This is a genomic window from Kitasatospora sp. NPDC002040, assembly GCF_040296785.1.
Lineage (GTDB): Bacteria > Actinomycetota > Actinomycetes > Streptomycetales > Streptomycetaceae > Kitasatospora.
This window is the reverse complement of record NZ_JBEOXV010000011.1, coordinates 154,865-172,023: the sequence shown is the minus strand read 5'-3', so window position 1 is coordinate 172,023 and position 17,159 is coordinate 154,865. Positions and strand designations below refer to the sequence as shown.

Genomic DNA, 17,159 nt, shown 5'->3' with positions numbered 1-17,159 from the left:
GTGGAGGCCGTTCTGAACGGACCCGCCCTGGGCGATCCGGCCGCGGTGGGACACAAGTTCGCCCGGCAGTACGTGATGAGCGGGGCCGGGCTGCCCGTACCCGGGTTCTTCTGCGTGAGCGCGGAGGCGTTCCCGGCCTCCGAGCGAACCGCCGCCGCCTTTCCGGGCGCCGGGGCGAGCAGCGGGGAGCTGCTCGACTGGGCGGCGGCGGCACGCGGACGGATCCGCGCCGCCGGCCTGCCGGCCGGGCTGGCCGAACGAGTACTGTCCGAGTTCGACCAACTGGCGGACAGCGACGGCCTGGTGGCCGTCCGGGCGTGCGTGGCGGCGGCAGCGGACGGCACCGGGGAGGACGGCGCCGGCGACCCGTTCGCCGGTCTGTCCGACAGCTTCCTGTACGTGGGCCGCGACGCCGTGCTGGCCCGGATCGTCGACTGCTGGGCCTCCGCGTACAACCCCGAGGCGGTGCTCTACCGGGTGCGCCGGGGCAGCGATCCGACCACGGCCCGGGTGGCGGTCGGGGTGCAGCGGATGGTGCCGGGCGTGCGGTCGTTCGTGGTGTTCACCCGCGACCCGCGCACCGGTGCCGACCGGAGGGTGATCGCCGCTGCGCACGGGATCGGCGAAGGCATCGTGCAGGAGAAGGCGGACATCGACCACTTCTTCGTCGACGGTCCGACCGGCACGATCGAGGCCGACACCGTCGCCAAGACCATGATGGTCGGTCTCGACCCCGCCCGGCCCGGCGACGGACCGGTCACGCTCCCGGTGCCCGCCGAACTCGCCGACGCACCGGTGCTCACGGACCCGGAGGTGCACCGGATCTGCGCCCTCGCCGCCGAGGCGGAACAGCTCTTCGGCGGGCCGCAGGACGTCGAGGGCGTCATCACCGCCGACGGCCGGATCCACCTGGTGCAGTCCAGACCGGTGGTGGTGGCCGGCGCGCAGGAGGTCGGTCGCCTACGGGACGGCCCGCAGACGCCGTGGACCAACCACAACCTCACTGAGAGCTTCCCCGGTCTGACCAGCGCCCTGACCTACTCCCAGGCCCGGGTCTTCTACCGGATCGGATTCACCGACTTCTACCGGCGGTTCGGCGTCAGCGGCCGCTCGCTGCGCCGGAACCGGCACCACCTCAGCCGCATGATCGGCTACCTGGACGGCCGGGTGTTCTACCGGCTGGACGCCTGGTACGCGCTGCACGGACAGGTCCCCGGCTTCGTGCTGATGCGGCCGCTGTGGGAACGCTCGCTCGGGCTGACCGAGCGGACCGGCACACCCCACCCGGAACACCGCAGGCCGTGGGCGGACGTGCTGCCCGCCCTGCCGCGGCTGGCCTGGATGTACGCGCAGCAGCCCCGGCGGCTGCGCAGCTTCCTGCGCTGGTGGGACGCCCTGGCGGCCGACTCCGCCGCACTGGAGCACTGCTCGGCCGACGAACTGATCGCCCGTTACCGGCACATGTGGGCCGAGGCCGAGCAGCGCTGGGGCACCACGATGGTGACGACCTACTTCGCGCTGGCCGCCCTCGCCTGCACGAGCGCGCTGCTGAAGCGCTGGGTCCCCGACGGCACCGCGCTGCTGCCGCGCCTGCTGGCCGGTGGCAAGCCCAACCGCACGCTCGCCTCGGTCCGCTCGGCCATCGCACTGGCCGAACTGGCCGGTGCCCGACCGGAGTTGCGCGAGGCCGTGCTGGAGCGGCCGGAACGGGAGGTCTGGGCCGAGATCACGGCCGGCCGGTACGGCGCCGACGTCGCGGCCGCCTTCGGACAGCACCTGGCGGCCTACGGCGACCGTGCGCTGCACGACCTGAAGCTGGAGGCGCTCACGCCCCGGCAGGAACCGTGGATGATCCTGCCCACCCTGCGGCCGTTCATCACCCAGGGCCTGACCGTCGAGGCCAACCTGGCCGACGAGGCGCGCACCAGGACCACGGCGCGGCAGGCGCTGCGCGAGGCGTGCCCCAACCCGCTGCTCCGGGCGGCGCTGGGCGCCGCGCTGGCGTCCTTGCGGTTCTCGGTCAAGGCGCGCGAGGACACCCGGTTCTGCCGCAGCCAGCTGTACGGCATCTCCCGGGACGTGCTGTGGCGGCTGGGCGACCGGCTGGTCGCCGCCGGGATGCTGGACCAGGTTGCCGACCTGGTGCACCTGCAGGTGGAGGAGGTCCTGGGCGCGTTCGACGGCACCCTGACCGAGACCGACCTCCGCGCCGTCGTGCGCCGCCGCCGGGCGGAGCTGGAGCGGTCCGCCGGGAAGGCCGAGCCGCCCGCGTACTTCACCGTCCCGGCCGAGCTTCCGGTGCCCGTCGCGCTGACGTCGCGTCAGGACACCGTCCTCGCTGCGGACCCGACCGGGGACGGTGTGCTGCGCGGCCTGGCGTCCAGCAGCGGCCGGGTGCGCGCCCGCGCCAAGATCGTGCGGGACGCCTCGGTCCCGCCGGAGTCCTGCACGGACCGCATCCTGGTCGCCAAGGAGACCGATCCGGGCTGGCTGGCGCTGATGATGGCGGCCAAGGGCATCGTGGTCGAGCGCGGCAGCCTGATCTCGCACACGGCCATCAGCGGCCGACTGCTGGGAATCCCGACCGTGGTCGCCGTACCCGGGGCCCTCACGGCCATCCCGGACGGCGCCTGGGTGGAGCTGGACGGCGACGCCGGAACGGTGCGCCTGCTCTCCGAGACCGAGATTGCAAGTGTTGCGGGCGGCGCAGCCGTGCCCGCGGAAATCCCGTACCCCCACAAGGAGATGACATGAACGTGCACCAGTGGATCGACCTGATCGAGGAGCGCTGGAAGGGCCGCGATCCGCACGCGATCGCCGAGCTGTTCACCGAGGACGCCTCGTACCACCAGGGCCCCTACGGCGAGGCCCGGGTCGGGCGACGGGCGATCGCCGAGCACTGGACCACGACGCTGTCGAACCAGAAGGACCCGGTGGTCTGGTTCGGCACCCCGCTCGCGTCCGGTGACCGTGCCTTCGTCGAGTGGTGGTGCATCCTGCACGACCCCGCCACCGGCACGCCCCGCACCGCCGCCGGCTGCCTCGCCCTGCGCTTCGCCGAGGACGGGCGGTGCGCGAGCCTGCACGAGTACTGGCACAGCGCTCCCGACACCGCGCGCGAGCCCGCCGAAGGATGGTTCGCGTGACCGACGTTCGCGTGACCGACGAGACCGGGCGCTGCCCCGTTGCCGTCCCTGCTGCTCCCGCTTCTGGGAGCGGCAGCCCGGCCGCCGAATGCCCGCGCTTCCCGCTCGCCGACCGGCCGGGCATCAGCCTGGACCCCGGGTACCTGGACCGCTTCCGCGACGAGCCGCTGGTGCCGGTGCAGATGGCCGGCGGCCGCAGGGCGCTGCTGGTCACCCGGCACGCCGACGTGAAGACGGTGCTGGCCGATCCGCGGTTCAGCCGGGAGGCCTGGGTCAACGGCACCCTGTTCGCCCGCAAGTCGACCTCGCTCGCGCTGGTCACCAGCGACGCGCCCACCCACACGCGGCGCCGCAGCGCGGTCCAGTCCCGGTTCACCCATCGCCGGGGGGAGCAGGACCGGCCCCGCATCGTCGAGATCGCCGAGGAACTGCTCGACCGACTCGAATCCCTCGGCCAACCGGCCGACCTGATAGCGGAGTTCACCACTCCCTTCCCCTACCGGGTGATCTGCGACCTGCTCGGTGTCCCGGTCGCGGACCTCGACGGACTGCTGCCACGGGTGACCGTCATGATGTCCGCCGGCCGGTTCGCGGCCGACGAGGTCGAGGCCGCCCACGAGGCGATGTACGCCTACTTCTTCGAGCAGGTGGCGCAGCGGCGGCGGGCGATCGAGACCGGTGCGCCCGGCGACGACCTGCTGACCTCACTGCTGACCGCGCCCGAGGAGGGCCGGCTCAGCGACGAGGAGATCGTCGTCTTCGGCTTCGGCCTGCTGATGGCGGGCGGCGAGACCACCGCCTCCCACCTGGCGATGTGCGTGCTGCAGGTGCTGCGCACGCCGGGCCTGGCCGACTCGCTCCGCCGTGACCCGTCCCGAATCCCCACCGTGGTCGAGGAGTTGCTGCGCTGGGTGTGGTTCGCCGGCACCGGCGGCCAGCCGCACGTGACGCTCGAACCGGTGGAGCTGGCCGGCACGGTGATCGAGGCCGGACAGGTCGTCATCCCGCTCACCGACGCGGCGAACCGGGACGAGCACGCGTTCACCGACCCCGACGAGTTCCGCCCCGACCGCACGCCCAACCCCCACCTCGGCTTCGGGCACGGCCGACACCTGTGCCTCGGCGTCGCCCACGCCCGGGTGGAGCTCCAGGAGGGCCTGGCCGCGATCCTGCGCCGGCTCGACCGGCTCGAGATCGCCGTGGACGAGACCGAACTCGACTGGCGCACCAGGATGTTCATGCGCGGAGTGTGGACGCTTCCGGTGCGGTGGCGGACGACGGGGGATGCGGCATGATCCGTCGTTGGGCCCGCTACGTGGCCGGCAGCTACCCCCCGGTCCGCTCCGTCTCGTTCGCCTGGGCCTGGGCCTACGGCGTCACCGGGCTGTTCGCCGCGGTCCAGCCGCACGACCCGCCCTGGCGACCCGGCCTCAGCACCCTCAACGCCGCCGTGACACTCACCGTCATGCTGCTGATGATGCGCGCCGCGGACGACATCCGTGACCTCGACTACGACCGCCGCCACAACCCGGAACGGCCGCTGGCGAGCGGCGCGGTGAGCGTCCGCGACCTGCTGGTGCTGTGCGCGGTGGGCTCCGCCCTGGTGCTGGCACTCAACGCCGGCAGCCCCGTCGCCCTGGCCGTCCTCGCCGGGCAGCTCGCCTACTGCGCGCTCGTGCTCTCCGTCTACCACTGGCTGCACTGGCCCTCCGGGGACCGGCTCCTGCTCAGCTTGGCGGTCAGCTACCCGGCGCCCCTGCTGCTGCACCTCTACCTCTACACCCGCTACCTGGACACCACCTCGCTCCACCCGAGCCGGTACGGAGCACTCGCCGTGGTGATCCTCGTGCTCACCGCGGTCCATCTGGAGCTGGCGAAGAAGATCACTCGCCGCCTCCGCCCCGGCGAGCGCAGCTACGTCGCCATCTTCGGCCTCCCCGGCACGGTGGCGATCGCCCTGGTCGCGCCGGTGCTCGCCGCTGTGCTGCTGGCCGTCGGAGCGCGGCCCACACCGGCACTGGTACCGCTGGCGCTGCTCCCGCTGGCCCTGCCCGCCCTGGCCGCCCTGAAGTTCCGGCAGAAGGCGAACCCCCGCTGGTCGCCCATCCTTCCGGGCCTCTACGTGCTGCTGACCTACACCTGCTACTTCGCCCTCGGCCTGAGCGGCTTCAGTCACGAGTAGTTGCTCTGGCACGGGTTCTGGATGCTGTCGGTGATCTTCGCAGGGTATTTGCTTGTGGGTGAGGGGCGGGGCCTGCGATGGTCCCGGGTGTGACCATGATTCTGGGAGACAGGCACACGTTCGCAGTCGAGGTCGGAGTTCGGGACCACGCGCTGTGCCGGGTGGACCTGTGGGCCGCAGGGAAGTGGCTGACCTGTGACGACAATACGGCGTTCGTCGGGCAGTTCCGCCGCGCCGTGCTGGAGACGGCCGGACGGCTGCGTTCCGACGGAGGCTCTGCGCTGCCGTTCGACGGCTTGTCCCCGGAGGCCACCCACCGGCGTCTCACGCTCAGCGCCGGGGCCGACGACGAGACCGAAGCCGACCACGAGTTCCGCAGCCGGTTCCGGGCCCTGGACTGGGGGCCCACGACCGACAACGTGACGGCGTACCTTTTCGGCGCCGGGGACCGTTCGGTCCTCACCGTGCAGTTCTTGCGTAAGGAGCACCTGCCCAGACATCCCGAGGACGCGGGGGAGGTCTTCGTAGCAATGATCCCGACCGCAGAGTTTGTCGGGATCCTGGAGGCCCTGGTGTCCGTACTTGACGGTCCGTCCTGCCCGTGACCGGCTGACGCGGTGTGGCTCTCGCCGACGCGTTGGGGCTCGACCCGGCAGACCGCGGCGTGGCAACACCGGTGCGGCGCGCCCTCCTTGCACATGCGGGGGGGGCGAGCCGGCTGTGGAGCGCGACGCCAGGCGGCGACAGGAGGACGCGGTGTGACGAAGGAAGCTACTCGGCGGGGCCGTCGGGCTCAGCGCCGCACTGATCGCCGGTCCGGCGAGCGCCGAACCGATCGCTGCCCGCCCGCCGGATGACCCGGGCGCCGCTCAGGAGGCAGCCCTGTTCCGGCCTTCGGCGGCACCGGCACCGGCACCGGCACTCGACCTCGCGGCGCTCCGCTCGCGCCTGCGGAAAGCACGCGCGGACTTCACTGCGGCCCGCTACCTCGCTCTCGCCAGCGGCGATCCCGTGATCACCGGAGAGGCGGCCCGGGCCCTCGCGATCACTATGCAGCGCGCCGGCCGCCCCGCCGCCGCAGTCGACCTGCTCCGCACCGTCGCCAGACCTTGCAGCACTCGCCACGCCGATCACAGGAGCAACCCGTGGGATCTGCGGCAGCCAGGTCGACTCCGTCACTCGTCACCTGGGGCGGCCCGGCCTGCACTGGCCTGAACGGGAGGCAATGGCACCACCCTCGCTGCTGCCTCCCAGCTGGCGCAGAATTGCCCGTGAGGCTGTCGATTTCCTGGGATCTTGCGGGGCGGTCCGAGCGGACCTTTTGGTCGTGCCCTTCCTCGTCCATGCGCTTGGGATCGGTCTGCCATGGCTGCCCCGGTCACGTCGTGCCCTGGGCGAGTCCTGTGCGGTGGGCGAGGACGACGGCCTGGACGCGGTCGCGCAGGCCGAGCTTCGCGAGGACGCGCGATACGTAGGTCTTGACCGTCTCGGGGGTGATGTACATGGCGGTGGCGATCTCTGTGTTGGAGAGGCCTTCGGCGATGTGCTGGAGCACTTCGAGTTCGCGGGGGGTCAGCGCAGTCACGACGTCGTCCTTGGCCGGGTGGGCGTTGGCGGCGGGGCGTAGGTGTCCGGCGTAGTGGCCGATGAGGTGGCGGGTGACGGCGGGTGCGAGGAGGGCTTCGCCGCGGGCGACGGTGCGGATGGCGTTGACCAGTTCGGTGGGGGGTGCGTCTTTGAGGAGGAAGCCGCTGGCTCCGGCGCGCAGGGCATCGTAGACGTAGGCGTCGACGTTGAAGGTGGTGACGACCAGGATCTTCGGCGGGTTGGTGTCCTTGATGTCGGGGCCGGCGAGTTGGCGGGTGGCCTGGATGCCGTCGAGGAGGGGCATGCGGATGTCCATCACGACCACGTCGGGGTGCAGCCGCCGTGAGGCCGCGACGGCCTCGTGTCCGTTGACGGCTTCGCCGACGACCTCCAGGTCGGGTTGTGCGGAGAGGATCGTGACGTAGCCCGTGCGGACGAGGGCCTGGTCGTCGCAGACGAGGACGCGGATCGGGTCGGGTGCGGTGCTCACGGGGTTCACGCCTGCCGGGGCTGGAAGGGAAGGGTGGCCCGGACCTCGAACCCGCCTCCGGGGCGGGGCCCGGCCTCGAAGTGGCCGTCCAGCATCATCACGCGTGCGTGCAGGCCGCCCAGACCGCGCCCGCCACCCTGCCGATGCGGCTCTTCGGTCGTCGGCGTTTGGGCGGGTCCATCGGTGGTCACGCTGATCTCGGTGTGTTCCTCGATGTGCCGCAGCTGGACGTAAGTCGGCTGTCCGGCCGCGTACTTGACCGCGTTGGTGAGTGCTTCCTGCACGACCCGGTAGGCGGCGAGCTCGACCTCCACGCTCTGCTCCCGGCGCTCGCCCCGCTCGGTGAACTCGATCGGCTGGCCTGATCTACGGGTCTGCTCGACCAGGTCACCGACCTCTCCCAGGGTGGGTGAACGGTCCTCCTTCCCTGCCAGGTGCGCGGAGGCGGTCTCTCCGGTCGCCTCCAGGACGCCGAGGAGGTAGCGCAGGTCGGTCAGGGCGCGGCGGCCGGTGTCGCTGACGTGCGTCAGTGACTCGCCGGCCCGTTCGGGGGCGGAGTCGATGAGGAACTGTGCCGCGTCGGCCTGGATGACCATGGCGGTGACGTGGTGGGTGACCACGTCGTGCAGTTCGCGGGCGATCCGGGCCCTTTCGGTGGCGGTGGCCACTTCGGCGGTGAGGCGCTGTCGTTCTGCCTCTTGTGTCCGGTGCTTGCGCACGGTCCTCCCTACCAGCCAGAACGCGGCCAGGAACAGATAGAACGCGAGATAGCCCAGGAACCCCTGGGGTGAGCCGAGAGCATTGAGGACGAGGGCCAGCACGACGTAGCCCGCGCTCAGCCCGAGGGCCAACTCGCGGCGGAGGCGGACCTGGTGCGCGCCCGCGGAGTACAGGGCCAGGTACAGGCCCAGGCTGGCGAAGGAGGTGGGGAAGGCCAGTGCCTGATGGGTGGCGAACGCGACGGCGACGACGGCCAGTGTGCCGGCCGGCCATCGGCGGCGGAATGCCGGCGGCAGGCCCTGAGCCAGGACGAGAACCAGGACCAGGATCAGGCTCAGTGCATTGCGCGGCTGCTGGGGCAGGTCGCCGATCTGTCCGCCGATGTGGGCGAAGTTCGACACGAAGGCCGACACGGTGAGTGCCAGCGCGAGGACGGTGTCCTGGACGGAGGCGTCCTGTCGCCGCCACCAGGTGTACGGCACCCGCAACAGCGGGATCCTGACCAATGTCTGAAGGGTCGCCACTTCGTCTCCTGGAGGTTCGGCCGCTCTCAGCGGCCGCGACGGGTGCGGGTCGTGACTCCGCCGCTGGAGCGGGCCCGGCGCAGCATCCAGACCGCGATGGCCGCGCCGACCAGGACGGACAGGATCGATGCCTCCAGGCCGAAACCACCGCCGGTCAGGAGAGCGGGGCCATGGACATCCAGGGTGAACCAGCCTTCCGGGGTGTGGCCGGAGACCGGGATGCCGAGCAGCTGTTCGGCTGCGTTCCAGGCGAAGTGCACCCCGGCGACGAACCAGATGCTACGACGCCACAGGAACGCCGCTCCCAGCAGGACCCCCGCCTCCACCGCGATCGCCAACGCGCTCCACAACGTGGCCTCCGCAGCACCGAGATGCGCGATCCCGAAGAACAGCGAGGTGATCACGACCGCGGCCCGGCTGCCCCACAGCTGCTCCAGCGCCTGCAGGGCGAGACCGCGGAAGAGCAGCTCCTCGGTGACCGACCCGCCGATCTGCACCATCACGGTCGTCCACAGGATGCCGAGGAAACCGTGCCCGGCCCACGAGAACGAGTAGCCCCCGAAAACAGTGAGCAGTAGGACGGGGACGAGGATGAACCCCAGGCCGATCCCGCCACCGAACAGCGCCTCCCGTACGGCACCCCGGCGGGCGATCTCCGGGACGTCGCGCCCGGCCAGACGGTGCGTCACCCACCAGTACACGGCCACCGCCGCGACCGCGCCCAGCGCCGGCACCGGCCCGGGGCCCGTCGCCGTCAGCGCGGAGACCAGGCCGACGCCGACCACGCCCGTCAGCAGCCAGCCGAGCGGTGAGCGCACGATCCGGACCAGCCGCCCACCGCGTTCGTCCGGACTCCGGTCCGGGGCGGCGCCGGGTTCGTGCTGCGTGTCGGACGTGGCGTCCATGGTGGTCTCCTGTCGCAAGGGCACCGTGCGGTGATCCGAGGACCACGGTAGAAATCCGCGGCTTCCCGGGGATCACCCGTGCCGGGACAGTGCGGGTAGCTCTGACGGGGGATGCGCAGGGGCCCCGTTTCGCGCTGTGCGACAGCCGGAAGGGCGGACGCGTACGGGCGGACAGCCGTGAAGACGGCCTGCGGGCAAAGGAACGTCTACACCAACTACGGGGCGTCGGGAAACCGGTACGCGGCCGACGAACGCCTCCAGGTGTGCACAGAGGGGGGCTCCCGGAGCCATTCGTCGGCGGAACATGGGTGCGGTGCGACCCCGTCAGGTGGTGCTGTGCGGGGGTTCCTGCGGCTGTCGCTCCTGTGCTTTGAGCTTCTTCTGCGGGGCGCGGGCTTCGTCGTGCCCGTCGGGCTGCTCTTCGGCCTTCAGGAGAAAGTCGGCGCTGTCGACGAGGGCTTCGGCCAGGGCGTTGGATCGCGGCAGCATGGTGTTCTCGTAGGCGCGGACGGCCTCGGCGACGGTGGGGTGGGTGGCGAGGGCGAGGTCGTGGCCGTCGAGCATGGCCAGGTTGACGCCCACCCCGATGGGCGGCATGAGGTCGCTGATCGCGTAGTCGCAGCTGCCGCTGCCGGCCAGCCCGGTGGTGTGCCAGGTATCGATCACCTCGACGTCGGTGCGGGGCACGATGAACAGCTTGGAGTCGTGCGGTTCGCCGTTCGCGCCCGGCTCGGGCTGCCCGTCGAGATGGACGAACGCGCCGGAGATCACCCAGTCGGCGTGCGTGATGCCGCTGCCGAACGGCCAGCGGCCGGTGAGGCGGTAGCCGCCTGAGACGCGGTCGGCGCGCCCGACCGGAAAGAGCAGCCCGGCGGTCACCATGTCGAGGCTGGTGAACATCTCCTTGGCCACCGGCTCGTCGAGGAACTGCGCGTACAGCCCGGAGTCCGACCCGATCATCGCGCACCAACCCGCGGCGGCGTCGCCGTAGGACAGTGCCTCGATGACCTCGGTCTGCTCGATGGAGTTGAGTTCGGGGCCGCCCCGGCTGCGCGCGAAGCCCACCCGGAAGACCCCAGTGTCGCGCAGGAGCTCCACCGCCTCGACGGGCAGGCGCCGCTCGCGCTCGATGTCGGCCCGAGTTCGCGCAACAGCGGCGCCGCGGCCCGGGCGCGGGCCAGGATCTCGGCTGCGGCGGACGCGGCGCCGATCGGAGCGCTGTCTGCTTCCGCAGGCGCGGTGGTGTGCTCGGGTCCCGGCCGGATGTGATCGACTGGCATGCGATTGATCCCCCTCGCTTCTCGTAGTGCCGTTCCCATTCAAACCATTGAGGCGGGTGACTGAAAGAACGGTCCGGAGAGGACAACCAACGGGCGCTCGCGGGGCGCGCGGCTCGGAGAACGTCATGGCCGCCGCACCCTGGCAGGCCTCGGCGAACGGGCGGTCGAGGCCGATCGGAGGAACCAAGCCGATTAATTGTTCGGGGCGATCGGGACTGTCGATCAACCGGCGGGCTGGCTTGACTGGTGCGCATATCCGACTGCGGACTCATTCCTGAACGATCACGGAGCGCAACGTGCAGACGTATCCACCGCATCAAGATGTCCTCGCTGCGGAGCGGCGCGAAGACGGGAGCGATGCCGAGATCGACACTGAAGCGTTCATCAGCTATCACGGCACCGAACCTGCGAATGCCCTCGTTCCCGGGCACACCACCGAGTCCGGCGGCGTGAAGATCGTCGGCGCGCTCTTTCGCGGGCTGGTCGAATACGATCCCGAGACCGGGGCGCCGAACAATGCGGTCGCCGAAAGGATCAGCACCACCGATTCCCGGGTCTACACGATCACGTTGAAGCCGGGTTGGACGTTTCACGACGGCACCCCGGTCACCGCCGCCAGTTTCGTCCGCGCCTGGAACCACACCGCCTATGGCCCGAACGGTCTGCACGGTGCCCCCTTCCTCGCGCACATCGACGGCTACGCCGCGGTTCATCCCGACGACGGCACCGACCCGCCGGCGACCGAGCTGTCGGGCCTGCGGCTGGTGAGCGACCGGGAGTTCGTCGTCACTCTTTCCGCGCCGTTCTCCGAGTTCCCCGTACAGCTCGGGGCGGCCGCGTTCTTCCCGCTACCGGAGAGTTTCTTCGCCGATCCCGGGAGTTTTGCGGCTCACCCGATCGGCAACGGTCCGTTCGAGTTCGTCTCCGCCGAGCCCGGCCAGAACGTCAGGGTCCGGCGCTACCGGGAATACGGCGGGGCGACGAAGCCACACATCGGCGGCGTCGAATTCCGCTTCTACACCAGCACCGACGCCGCATACGCGGACGTCATCGCCGACCGGCTCGACTTCACCGAGGTCGCGCCGTACTCCGCGATGGAAGACAACCGTTACCTCGAGGAGCTGCCGGGCCGGGCGCGCAACCGGACCTGGTTCGGCATCCAGACGTTCACCTTCCCGTTGCATGACGGCCGGTACGCCGACCCTCGGGTGCGCCAGGCCATCTCCCTGGCGATCGACCGCGAGGCGTTGATCGCCAAGGTGTTCTTCGGGCAGCTGGAACCGGCGGACGGGCTCGTGCCGCCCGGCATCCAGGGGCGACGCGACACGGGGCCCCACGAGCTGTGCACCTATCAGCCGGTCCGGGCGAAGCAGCTCTTCGACGAGTCCGGCTTCGACGGCGTGATCGAGCTGACGTCGAACACCGAGTCCTCCATCCTGCCGTACACGGAACTGTGTGCTCACGTGAGCAGGACTCTCGGCCGTGAGTGCCGGTTCGTCGGCGTACCGACGCTGGCGGAGTTCCGGCAGCGGATCGCCGACCGTTCGGTGACGGCGATCTACCGGTCGGGGTGGATCGCGGACTACCCCTCGATCGAGAACTTCCTCAACCCGATTTATCGCACCGGCGGCTCCGAGAACCACGGTGGCTATTCCAACCCCGAGGTGGACGACCTGCTGGCGAAGGCCGACGCCGCGCCCTCCCAACAGGCCGGCTGGCAGCTCTACCGGCAGGCCGAGGAGCTGATCCTCGCCGACATGCCGGCCGTTCCGCTGTGGTATCAGAGCACCGTTTCGGCCTGGTCGACCCGGCTGCGCGACGTACGCCCGACCGCGTTTCGCGAACTGGACCTGTTCAGCGTCCGAGTCGCCGCGGACCCGCGGTGACCGACCCGTCATCCGTACATCGACCCCTCGGAGACCGATCGGAGATCTCATTGACTCAGGCAACGCGAGCCCAGCAACTCCGCGCCCTGCACGACCGGCGCCCTCTGGTTCTTCCGAACGCGTGGGACGCGGCCAGTGCACGGATCATCGAACTGGCCGGGGCGCCCGCAATCGCCACCACGAGCGCTGGCGTCTCCTGGGCGCTCGGTCACGGAGACGGCCAGGAACTGGCCCGTCCGGACGCTCTGGCGGCAATCGGCCGTATCGTCGCCGTGGTCGATGTCCCGGTCAGCGCGGACATCGAGAGCGGTTACGGCGACGGCACCCCCGACGACATCGCGGCGATCGTTCGCTCGCTGGTCGAGCTGGGTGTCGCCGGTATCAACCTGGAGGATTCACCGGGTGTCGACGGCGCGCCGTTGCTCGATCCGAAGGTGCATGCCGAGCGGATCCGAGCGGCTCGGGCGGCGGCCGCCGCCGCCGGCGGTGACCTCGTGGTCAACGCGCGCACCGACACCTACCTCCGTCAGGTCGGTCCGGAAGGTACGCGCCTCGACGCCACGTTGGAGCGGCTTGCGATCTATCGCGCCGCCGGTGCCGACAGCCTGTTCGTCCCCGGTGTCGTCGACGAGCCGACGATCGAGGCGCTGGTCGGCGCCGTGGACGGCCCGTTGAACATCATGGCGGGCCCGGGTGCCCCCTCGGTCCGGCGTCTGGGCGAGTTGGGCGTCGCCCGGGTCAGCGTCGGTCCCTTGCTCACCCAGATCGCGTTGGAGAGCACGCGGAGGGCGGCGGTCGCGCTGCTCGGCGTCGGCGGCTACGGCGACACCGCCGACACGATCGACTTCGGTACGATCAATGGAGCGTTCACGCGCTGAGGGCGCGTCGCCGTGCTCGTGATACTCGATCCACGCGCGAGCGCGCCAGGTGTGCCGGCTCCGGCCACCTGGCGCGCTCGTCCGGTTCATTCCGTACGGCCGCTCACCGCCTCGTCAGGGCACGGCGTCCTCCTGCGGGGCGGCATCTTCCCGCGGCTCGGGATCCTCTTGCGGCGCGGCGTCTGCCCGCGGCGCCATCGAGACCAGGGCGAGGACCGCCGAGACCAAGCCCAGCAGGCCGCAGACCCACCACACCCCGCGGTGCAACGCCTCCCAGACCGCGACGCCGAAGACCGGGCCCAGTGCCAGTCCGAGCCCGAACGACGCCTGATGCGCGGCGATGTAGCGGGCCTTCACCGTGTCCGGGAAGGTCGCCGGGTACGAGAACATCATCGGTCCGCTGAACATCGCCCCGAACGCGACCAGGAGCGTGGCGATGAAAAGAACGGTCACGTTCAGTGTGGCCAGCGCGTACCCGATCAGCCCGATGCCGAAGACCGCCTGACCGAACGCGCTGACCCGGTGGGCCGGACGGTTCTGGGTGTACGAGGTCACCTTCAGTTCGCACAGGATGAGCGTCAGCGACGAGACCACCAGAACGGCGCTGTAAACCGCGGTGGGATATCCGTCGGCGGTGATCTGCAGCGGCAGGGCGACGTAGTACTGGGCGTAGATCAAGGCGCCGAGCAGCATCGAGAGCAGGAAGAGCAGGAACCGGCCGTCCCGCAGAAGAGCGAGATAGGCGCTCCGGGTGGGGACGTTCGTCCGCTCCTGAGCCCTGGTCGAGGTGCCGGCCGGGAAGAAGATCAAAGCCAGGCCGGCGTACGCCAGGGCCGTCAGGCCGTCCACCCAGAACAACAGGTCCCAGTCGACCAGCACCAGCGCGGCCGCGATCAGCGGGCCGAGTGCCGAGCCGGCGCTGATCGCCGTGCGCTGCATGGCGAAGCCCATCACCCGGTTCTCGGCCGGCATCAGCTCCGCCAGCAGCACCGACGACGCCGGACGATAGGCCTGGGTGGCGAGACCGGTCAGTCCGACGACGACCAGCAGCACCCCGTAGAGCGCCGGCGTGGCCAGCCAGGGGACTATCGAGATCAGAACCGCCGAGACGGTCATGGCACCGATGATCGTGTTCCGCGGACCCGCTCGGTGCGTCACCTCCCCACCGGCCAGGGTGCCCAACACGGCTCCCGCGCTGTAGACGGCGAGCGCGATGCCGGCTTGACCGACCGAGAAACGGTTCACGGTCAGATAGAGCAGCAGAAAGCTCTGCGCGAAGGCACCGGCCTGGTTGACCAATATGCCCCCGAGCAGGTATCTGACCGGGACCGGGGTAGCTCGGAAACTCGCGAGAATGCTCGGCGAATCCGGACGTTTATCAGAGTTTGTTGTGATGCTCGCCATGGGCACGATCCCAGCAGAGGCGGTAGTTGACCGCCAGAACGCCGATGCCGGAACAATCAATTCCGTGGCCGGGGCGCCTCATCCGCACTCGTACCAGAAGCCGCTGAGGGCAGGCTCGTGGGGGACCGGTCCGGATCGCGGGACCGAGCGCAGCACGCGTCGCCGCGGCACCTCCAGCGCGCGCGCACTGCGGCGCTCGACGTCGAGCATCTCCCGGAGAAACGCCCCGACCAGCCGCGGTGAGTAGTAACGTCCGGTCGTCGCGGACCGCCAGAGCAGGCCCGCGTCGACGCTCGACTCCAGCCTGGTTTCGGCCGTTGCCTGCGGCATGTTCAAGACCGAGGCGGCGGCGGCCGCCGTGGTTCCGTCGGACAGGTCGTGGGTCAATAAGAGCAGAGCCGAGCGGGTATGCTCCGGCAACCGTCGGTAGGCGGCGGCGAACCGGTCGCGGAGCTTGACATCGCCGACAGCGATCAACTCCAACGCCAGGTCGGGGCGGCCCAGCTGGTCGGCGACCGAGCGGATGGTTTGCTCAGGCCGCGCCGCGAGCCGGCGGCCGAGCAGGTTGAGCGCCAGCGGGGAGTTGCCGCAGGCGTCGGCGATGGCGGACACGGCATCGCCCTCGGCCCGCATCCGCGCCGCCCCGGCGATCCGGCCGAGGAGGGTGACCGACGCCTCGTTGCTGAGGGCACAGAGCTCAACGCGATGCGTGTCGTCGAGTCCGAGCAGCCGGGCCCGGCTGGTGACGAGGGTCAGGCTCTGTCCCGACGCGCCGATCAGCGGGCGGATCTGCTCCTCGTCCTTGACCCCGTCGAGCAGTACGAGCAGCCGGCGTTCCGCAAGCATCGAGCGATAAAGATTGATCTGCTGGGTCGGGTCCGCGGGGACCAACTCCGGCGGCAGGCCCAGCGCGTGGAGAAAGCCGGTTGCGACGTGTTGGGCACCTGTCCCGGGATCCGTACAGTTCAGGTTCGCGAAGAGCTGGCCGTCCGGGTAGTCGTTCGACACCATGGCGGCCAGGCGCAGCGCGAGTGCGGTCTTGCCGATACCGACCGGACCGGTGATCAGCAGCGGAAGTCGGTGGTCGGCGTCGAGCCGCATACGGCTTATCGCTTCGGCCGTGGTCGACTCCCGGCCGACGAACGTGGTGAGACCCCGGGGGATCTGCGTCGGCCGCGGCAGGCGCGTCACGGTGGGAACGGACCTTCGCCCGCGCTTGCCGGTCGCGCTGGAATGCTGCCCGGCCGGTGCGGCGTCCATCTCGTGGACGCCCAGATGCCGGGCGAGCCAGCGCCAACGGTGTTCCCACTCCTGTTGATCGCCACCGCACGCCGCGACGAACGCCAGTGTCACCGGCAGTGTCGGAAGACGATGGCCGCTCGCGGCGCTGGAGAGGACCGACGGGGCGAAGAGCGCGATCTTGGCAAGATCCCGGTAGCTCGGCTTTCCGGAGCTTTCTCGCAGAGCTCGCAGATCATTGGCGAACTCCGCCAGTGGCCCGGAATCGGGGTCGATCAGACGTTCAGGCCTGGCCACGACTCTCCTCATGTCACATCGCAGCGCGGCGCACGGGGACGGTCTGGAGTGTGCAGGCATTCGCGTCGAATCTCCGGCCGGCATACTTTCGTACGGGTTTGCGACGCGCATGGGCCCACCCCCGTGGAGCCACTTTGAACAACTTTCAAACGTCTCCACCATAGTGGATCTCCCACTAACTCGATAGGATTATAGAAGGTGTGGGCTGGGTCACAGAGCGTCATCTCGGTATTGCCATCAGCCTGAGGCGGGTCTATCACGAATTAGGTGTTCTTAACCGGTTTGGCCTAGTGGTTGATGATTGGTCTGGTTGGTGGCCTGCTCGATCTCGGTGCGCTATTGCTCGGAGAGCTCGTTGACGGAGCCTCTCACCCGGCCGATCAGGCGGCGGACGCGGCGGATCTCCTCGTCGGAGGGCATCGCCCTGGCTTTCGCCCAGGCGTCAGCGTTGATCACGGCCGCCAGGCGCTCACGGCTGCGGAGAAGGTCGGCGAGGTACGCCTCCAGGTCGGGAAGGCAGGACACATGGGGGCTGAAGTGGCCGCAGCCCCTGGACGGTTCGCTGCGCAGCCCGTACGGGACGCCGACCTTGCCCACTCTGACGTAGGCGCTCGGTGTCCA

14 protein-coding genes are annotated in these 17,159 nt (G+C 70.3%); 7 read left to right on the top strand and 7 right to left on the bottom strand.

Annotated elements, in window-relative coordinates:
* The 5 genes from ABT118_RS23235 to ABT118_RS23215 all read left to right on the top strand — a co-directional run bounded on the left by ABT118_RS23235 (window position 1) and on the right by ABT118_RS23215 (window position 5,933).
* Window positions 1–2,754, top strand: coding sequence for a PEP/pyruvate-binding domain-containing protein (locus tag ABT118_RS23235; RefSeq protein ID WP_350672093.1), 2,754 nt, complete (start codon window positions 1–3; stop codon window positions 2,752–2,754).
* Window positions 2,751–3,146, top strand: coding sequence for a nuclear transport factor 2 family protein (locus ABT118_RS23230; protein ID WP_350672091.1), 396 nt, complete (start codon window positions 2,751–2,753; stop codon window positions 3,144–3,146). Before ABT118_RS23235 ends, ABT118_RS23230 begins: the two co-directional genes overlap by 4 nt.
* Window positions 3,143–4,441 carry a cytochrome P450 gene (locus tag ABT118_RS23225; protein ID WP_350672089.1) on the top strand — a complete coding sequence of 433 codons (1,299 nt, stop codon included), beginning with the start codon at window positions 3,143–3,145 and terminating at the stop codon, window positions 4,439–4,441. Before ABT118_RS23230 ends, ABT118_RS23225 begins: the two co-directional genes overlap by 4 nt.
* Window positions 4,438–5,328, top strand: a complete 891-nt coding sequence (locus ABT118_RS23220; RefSeq protein WP_350672085.1) for a UbiA family prenyltransferase — start codon at window positions 4,438–4,440, stop codon at window positions 5,326–5,328. Before ABT118_RS23225 ends, ABT118_RS23220 begins: the two co-directional genes overlap by 4 nt.
* Before the next feature lie 95 nt (window positions 5,329–5,423).
* On the top strand, window positions 5,424–5,933 hold the full coding sequence (locus tag ABT118_RS23215; RefSeq protein WP_350672184.1) for a hypothetical protein: 510 nt from the start codon (window positions 5,424–5,426) through the stop codon (window positions 5,931–5,933).
* Window positions 5,934–6,706: 773 nt separating this feature from the next.
* Here ABT118_RS23215 and ABT118_RS23210 read toward each other — a convergent pair.
* The 4 genes from ABT118_RS23210 to ABT118_RS23195 form a co-directional block, all read right to left on the bottom strand.
* On the bottom strand, window positions 6,707–7,405 hold the full coding sequence (locus ABT118_RS23210) for a response regulator (protein ID WP_350672082.1): 699 nt from the start codon (window positions 7,403–7,405) through the stop codon (window positions 6,707–6,709).
* 5 nt (window positions 7,406–7,410) lie between these two features.
* Window positions 7,411–8,649 (bottom strand): sensor histidine kinase, encoded by a 1,239-nt coding sequence (locus ABT118_RS23205; protein WP_350672080.1) that lies wholly within the window; start codon window positions 8,647–8,649, stop codon window positions 7,411–7,413.
* A 26-nt stretch (window positions 8,650–8,675) separates the two neighbouring features.
* Entirely contained in the window at window positions 8,676–9,554 is an 879-nt protein-coding gene (locus ABT118_RS23200; protein ID WP_350672078.1) for a CPBP family intramembrane glutamic endopeptidase, read from the bottom strand.
* A gap of 324 nt (window positions 9,555–9,878) precedes the next feature.
* Window positions 9,879–10,652: an acyl-CoA dehydrogenase family protein gene (locus tag ABT118_RS23195; protein WP_350672077.1), complete on the bottom strand. Its 774-nt coding sequence runs from the start codon at window positions 10,650–10,652 to the stop codon at window positions 9,879–9,881.
* 478 nt (window positions 10,653–11,130) lie between these two features.
* Here ABT118_RS23195 and ABT118_RS23190 point away from each other — a divergent pair, with 478 nt between their 5' ends.
* A complete protein-coding gene (locus ABT118_RS23190) occupies window positions 11,131–12,720 on the top strand; it encodes a peptide ABC transporter substrate-binding protein (protein ID WP_350672075.1) in 1,590 nt (529 codons plus the stop codon).
* Window positions 12,721–12,770: 50 nt separating this feature from the next.
* Window positions 12,771–13,598 carry an isocitrate lyase/PEP mutase family protein gene (locus ABT118_RS23185; RefSeq protein WP_350672072.1) on the top strand — a complete coding sequence of 276 codons (828 nt, stop codon included), beginning with the start codon at window positions 12,771–12,773 and terminating at the stop codon, window positions 13,596–13,598.
* Window positions 13,599–13,712: 114 nt separating this feature from the next.
* Here the strand turns inward: ABT118_RS23185 and ABT118_RS23180 are convergent, their stop codons facing one another.
* From ABT118_RS23180 to ABT118_RS23170, 3 genes are all read right to left on the bottom strand, one after another.
* On the bottom strand, window positions 13,713–15,002 hold the full coding sequence (locus ABT118_RS23180; RefSeq protein WP_350672070.1) for an MFS transporter: 1,290 nt from the start codon (window positions 15,000–15,002) through the stop codon (window positions 13,713–13,715).
* A 78-nt stretch (window positions 15,003–15,080) separates the two neighbouring features.
* Window positions 15,081–16,538, bottom strand: coding sequence for an NB-ARC domain-containing protein (locus ABT118_RS23175; RefSeq protein ID WP_350672069.1), 1,458 nt, complete (start codon window positions 16,536–16,538; stop codon window positions 15,081–15,083).
* A gap of 336 nt (window positions 16,539–16,874) precedes the next feature.
* Window positions 16,875–17,135, bottom strand: a complete 261-nt coding sequence (locus ABT118_RS23170; protein WP_350672067.1) for a hypothetical protein — start codon at window positions 17,133–17,135, stop codon at window positions 16,875–16,877.
* Window positions 17,136–17,159 lie beyond the last annotated feature (24 nt).

Excerpts from the sequence above, each read along its gene's own strand:
- ABT118_RS23230 (WP_350672091.1), top strand. The coding sequence starts at position 2,751 with ATGAACGTGCACCAGTGGATCGACCTGATCGAGGAGCGCTGGAAGGGC.
- ABT118_RS23220 (WP_350672085.1), top strand. The coding sequence starts at position 4,438 with ATGATCCGTCGTTGGGCCCGCTACGTGGCCGGCAGCTACCCCCCGGTC.
- ABT118_RS23215 (WP_350672184.1), top strand. The coding sequence starts at position 5,424 with ATGATTCTGGGAGACAGGCACACGTTCGCAGTCGAGGTCGGAGTTCGG.
- ABT118_RS23200 (WP_350672078.1), bottom strand. The coding sequence starts at position 9,554 with ATGGACGCCACGTCCGACACGCAGCACGAACCCGGCGCCGCCCCGGAC.
- ABT118_RS23180 (WP_350672070.1), bottom strand. The coding sequence starts at position 15,002 with ATGGCGAGCATCACAACAAACTCTGATAAACGTCCGGATTCGCCGAGC.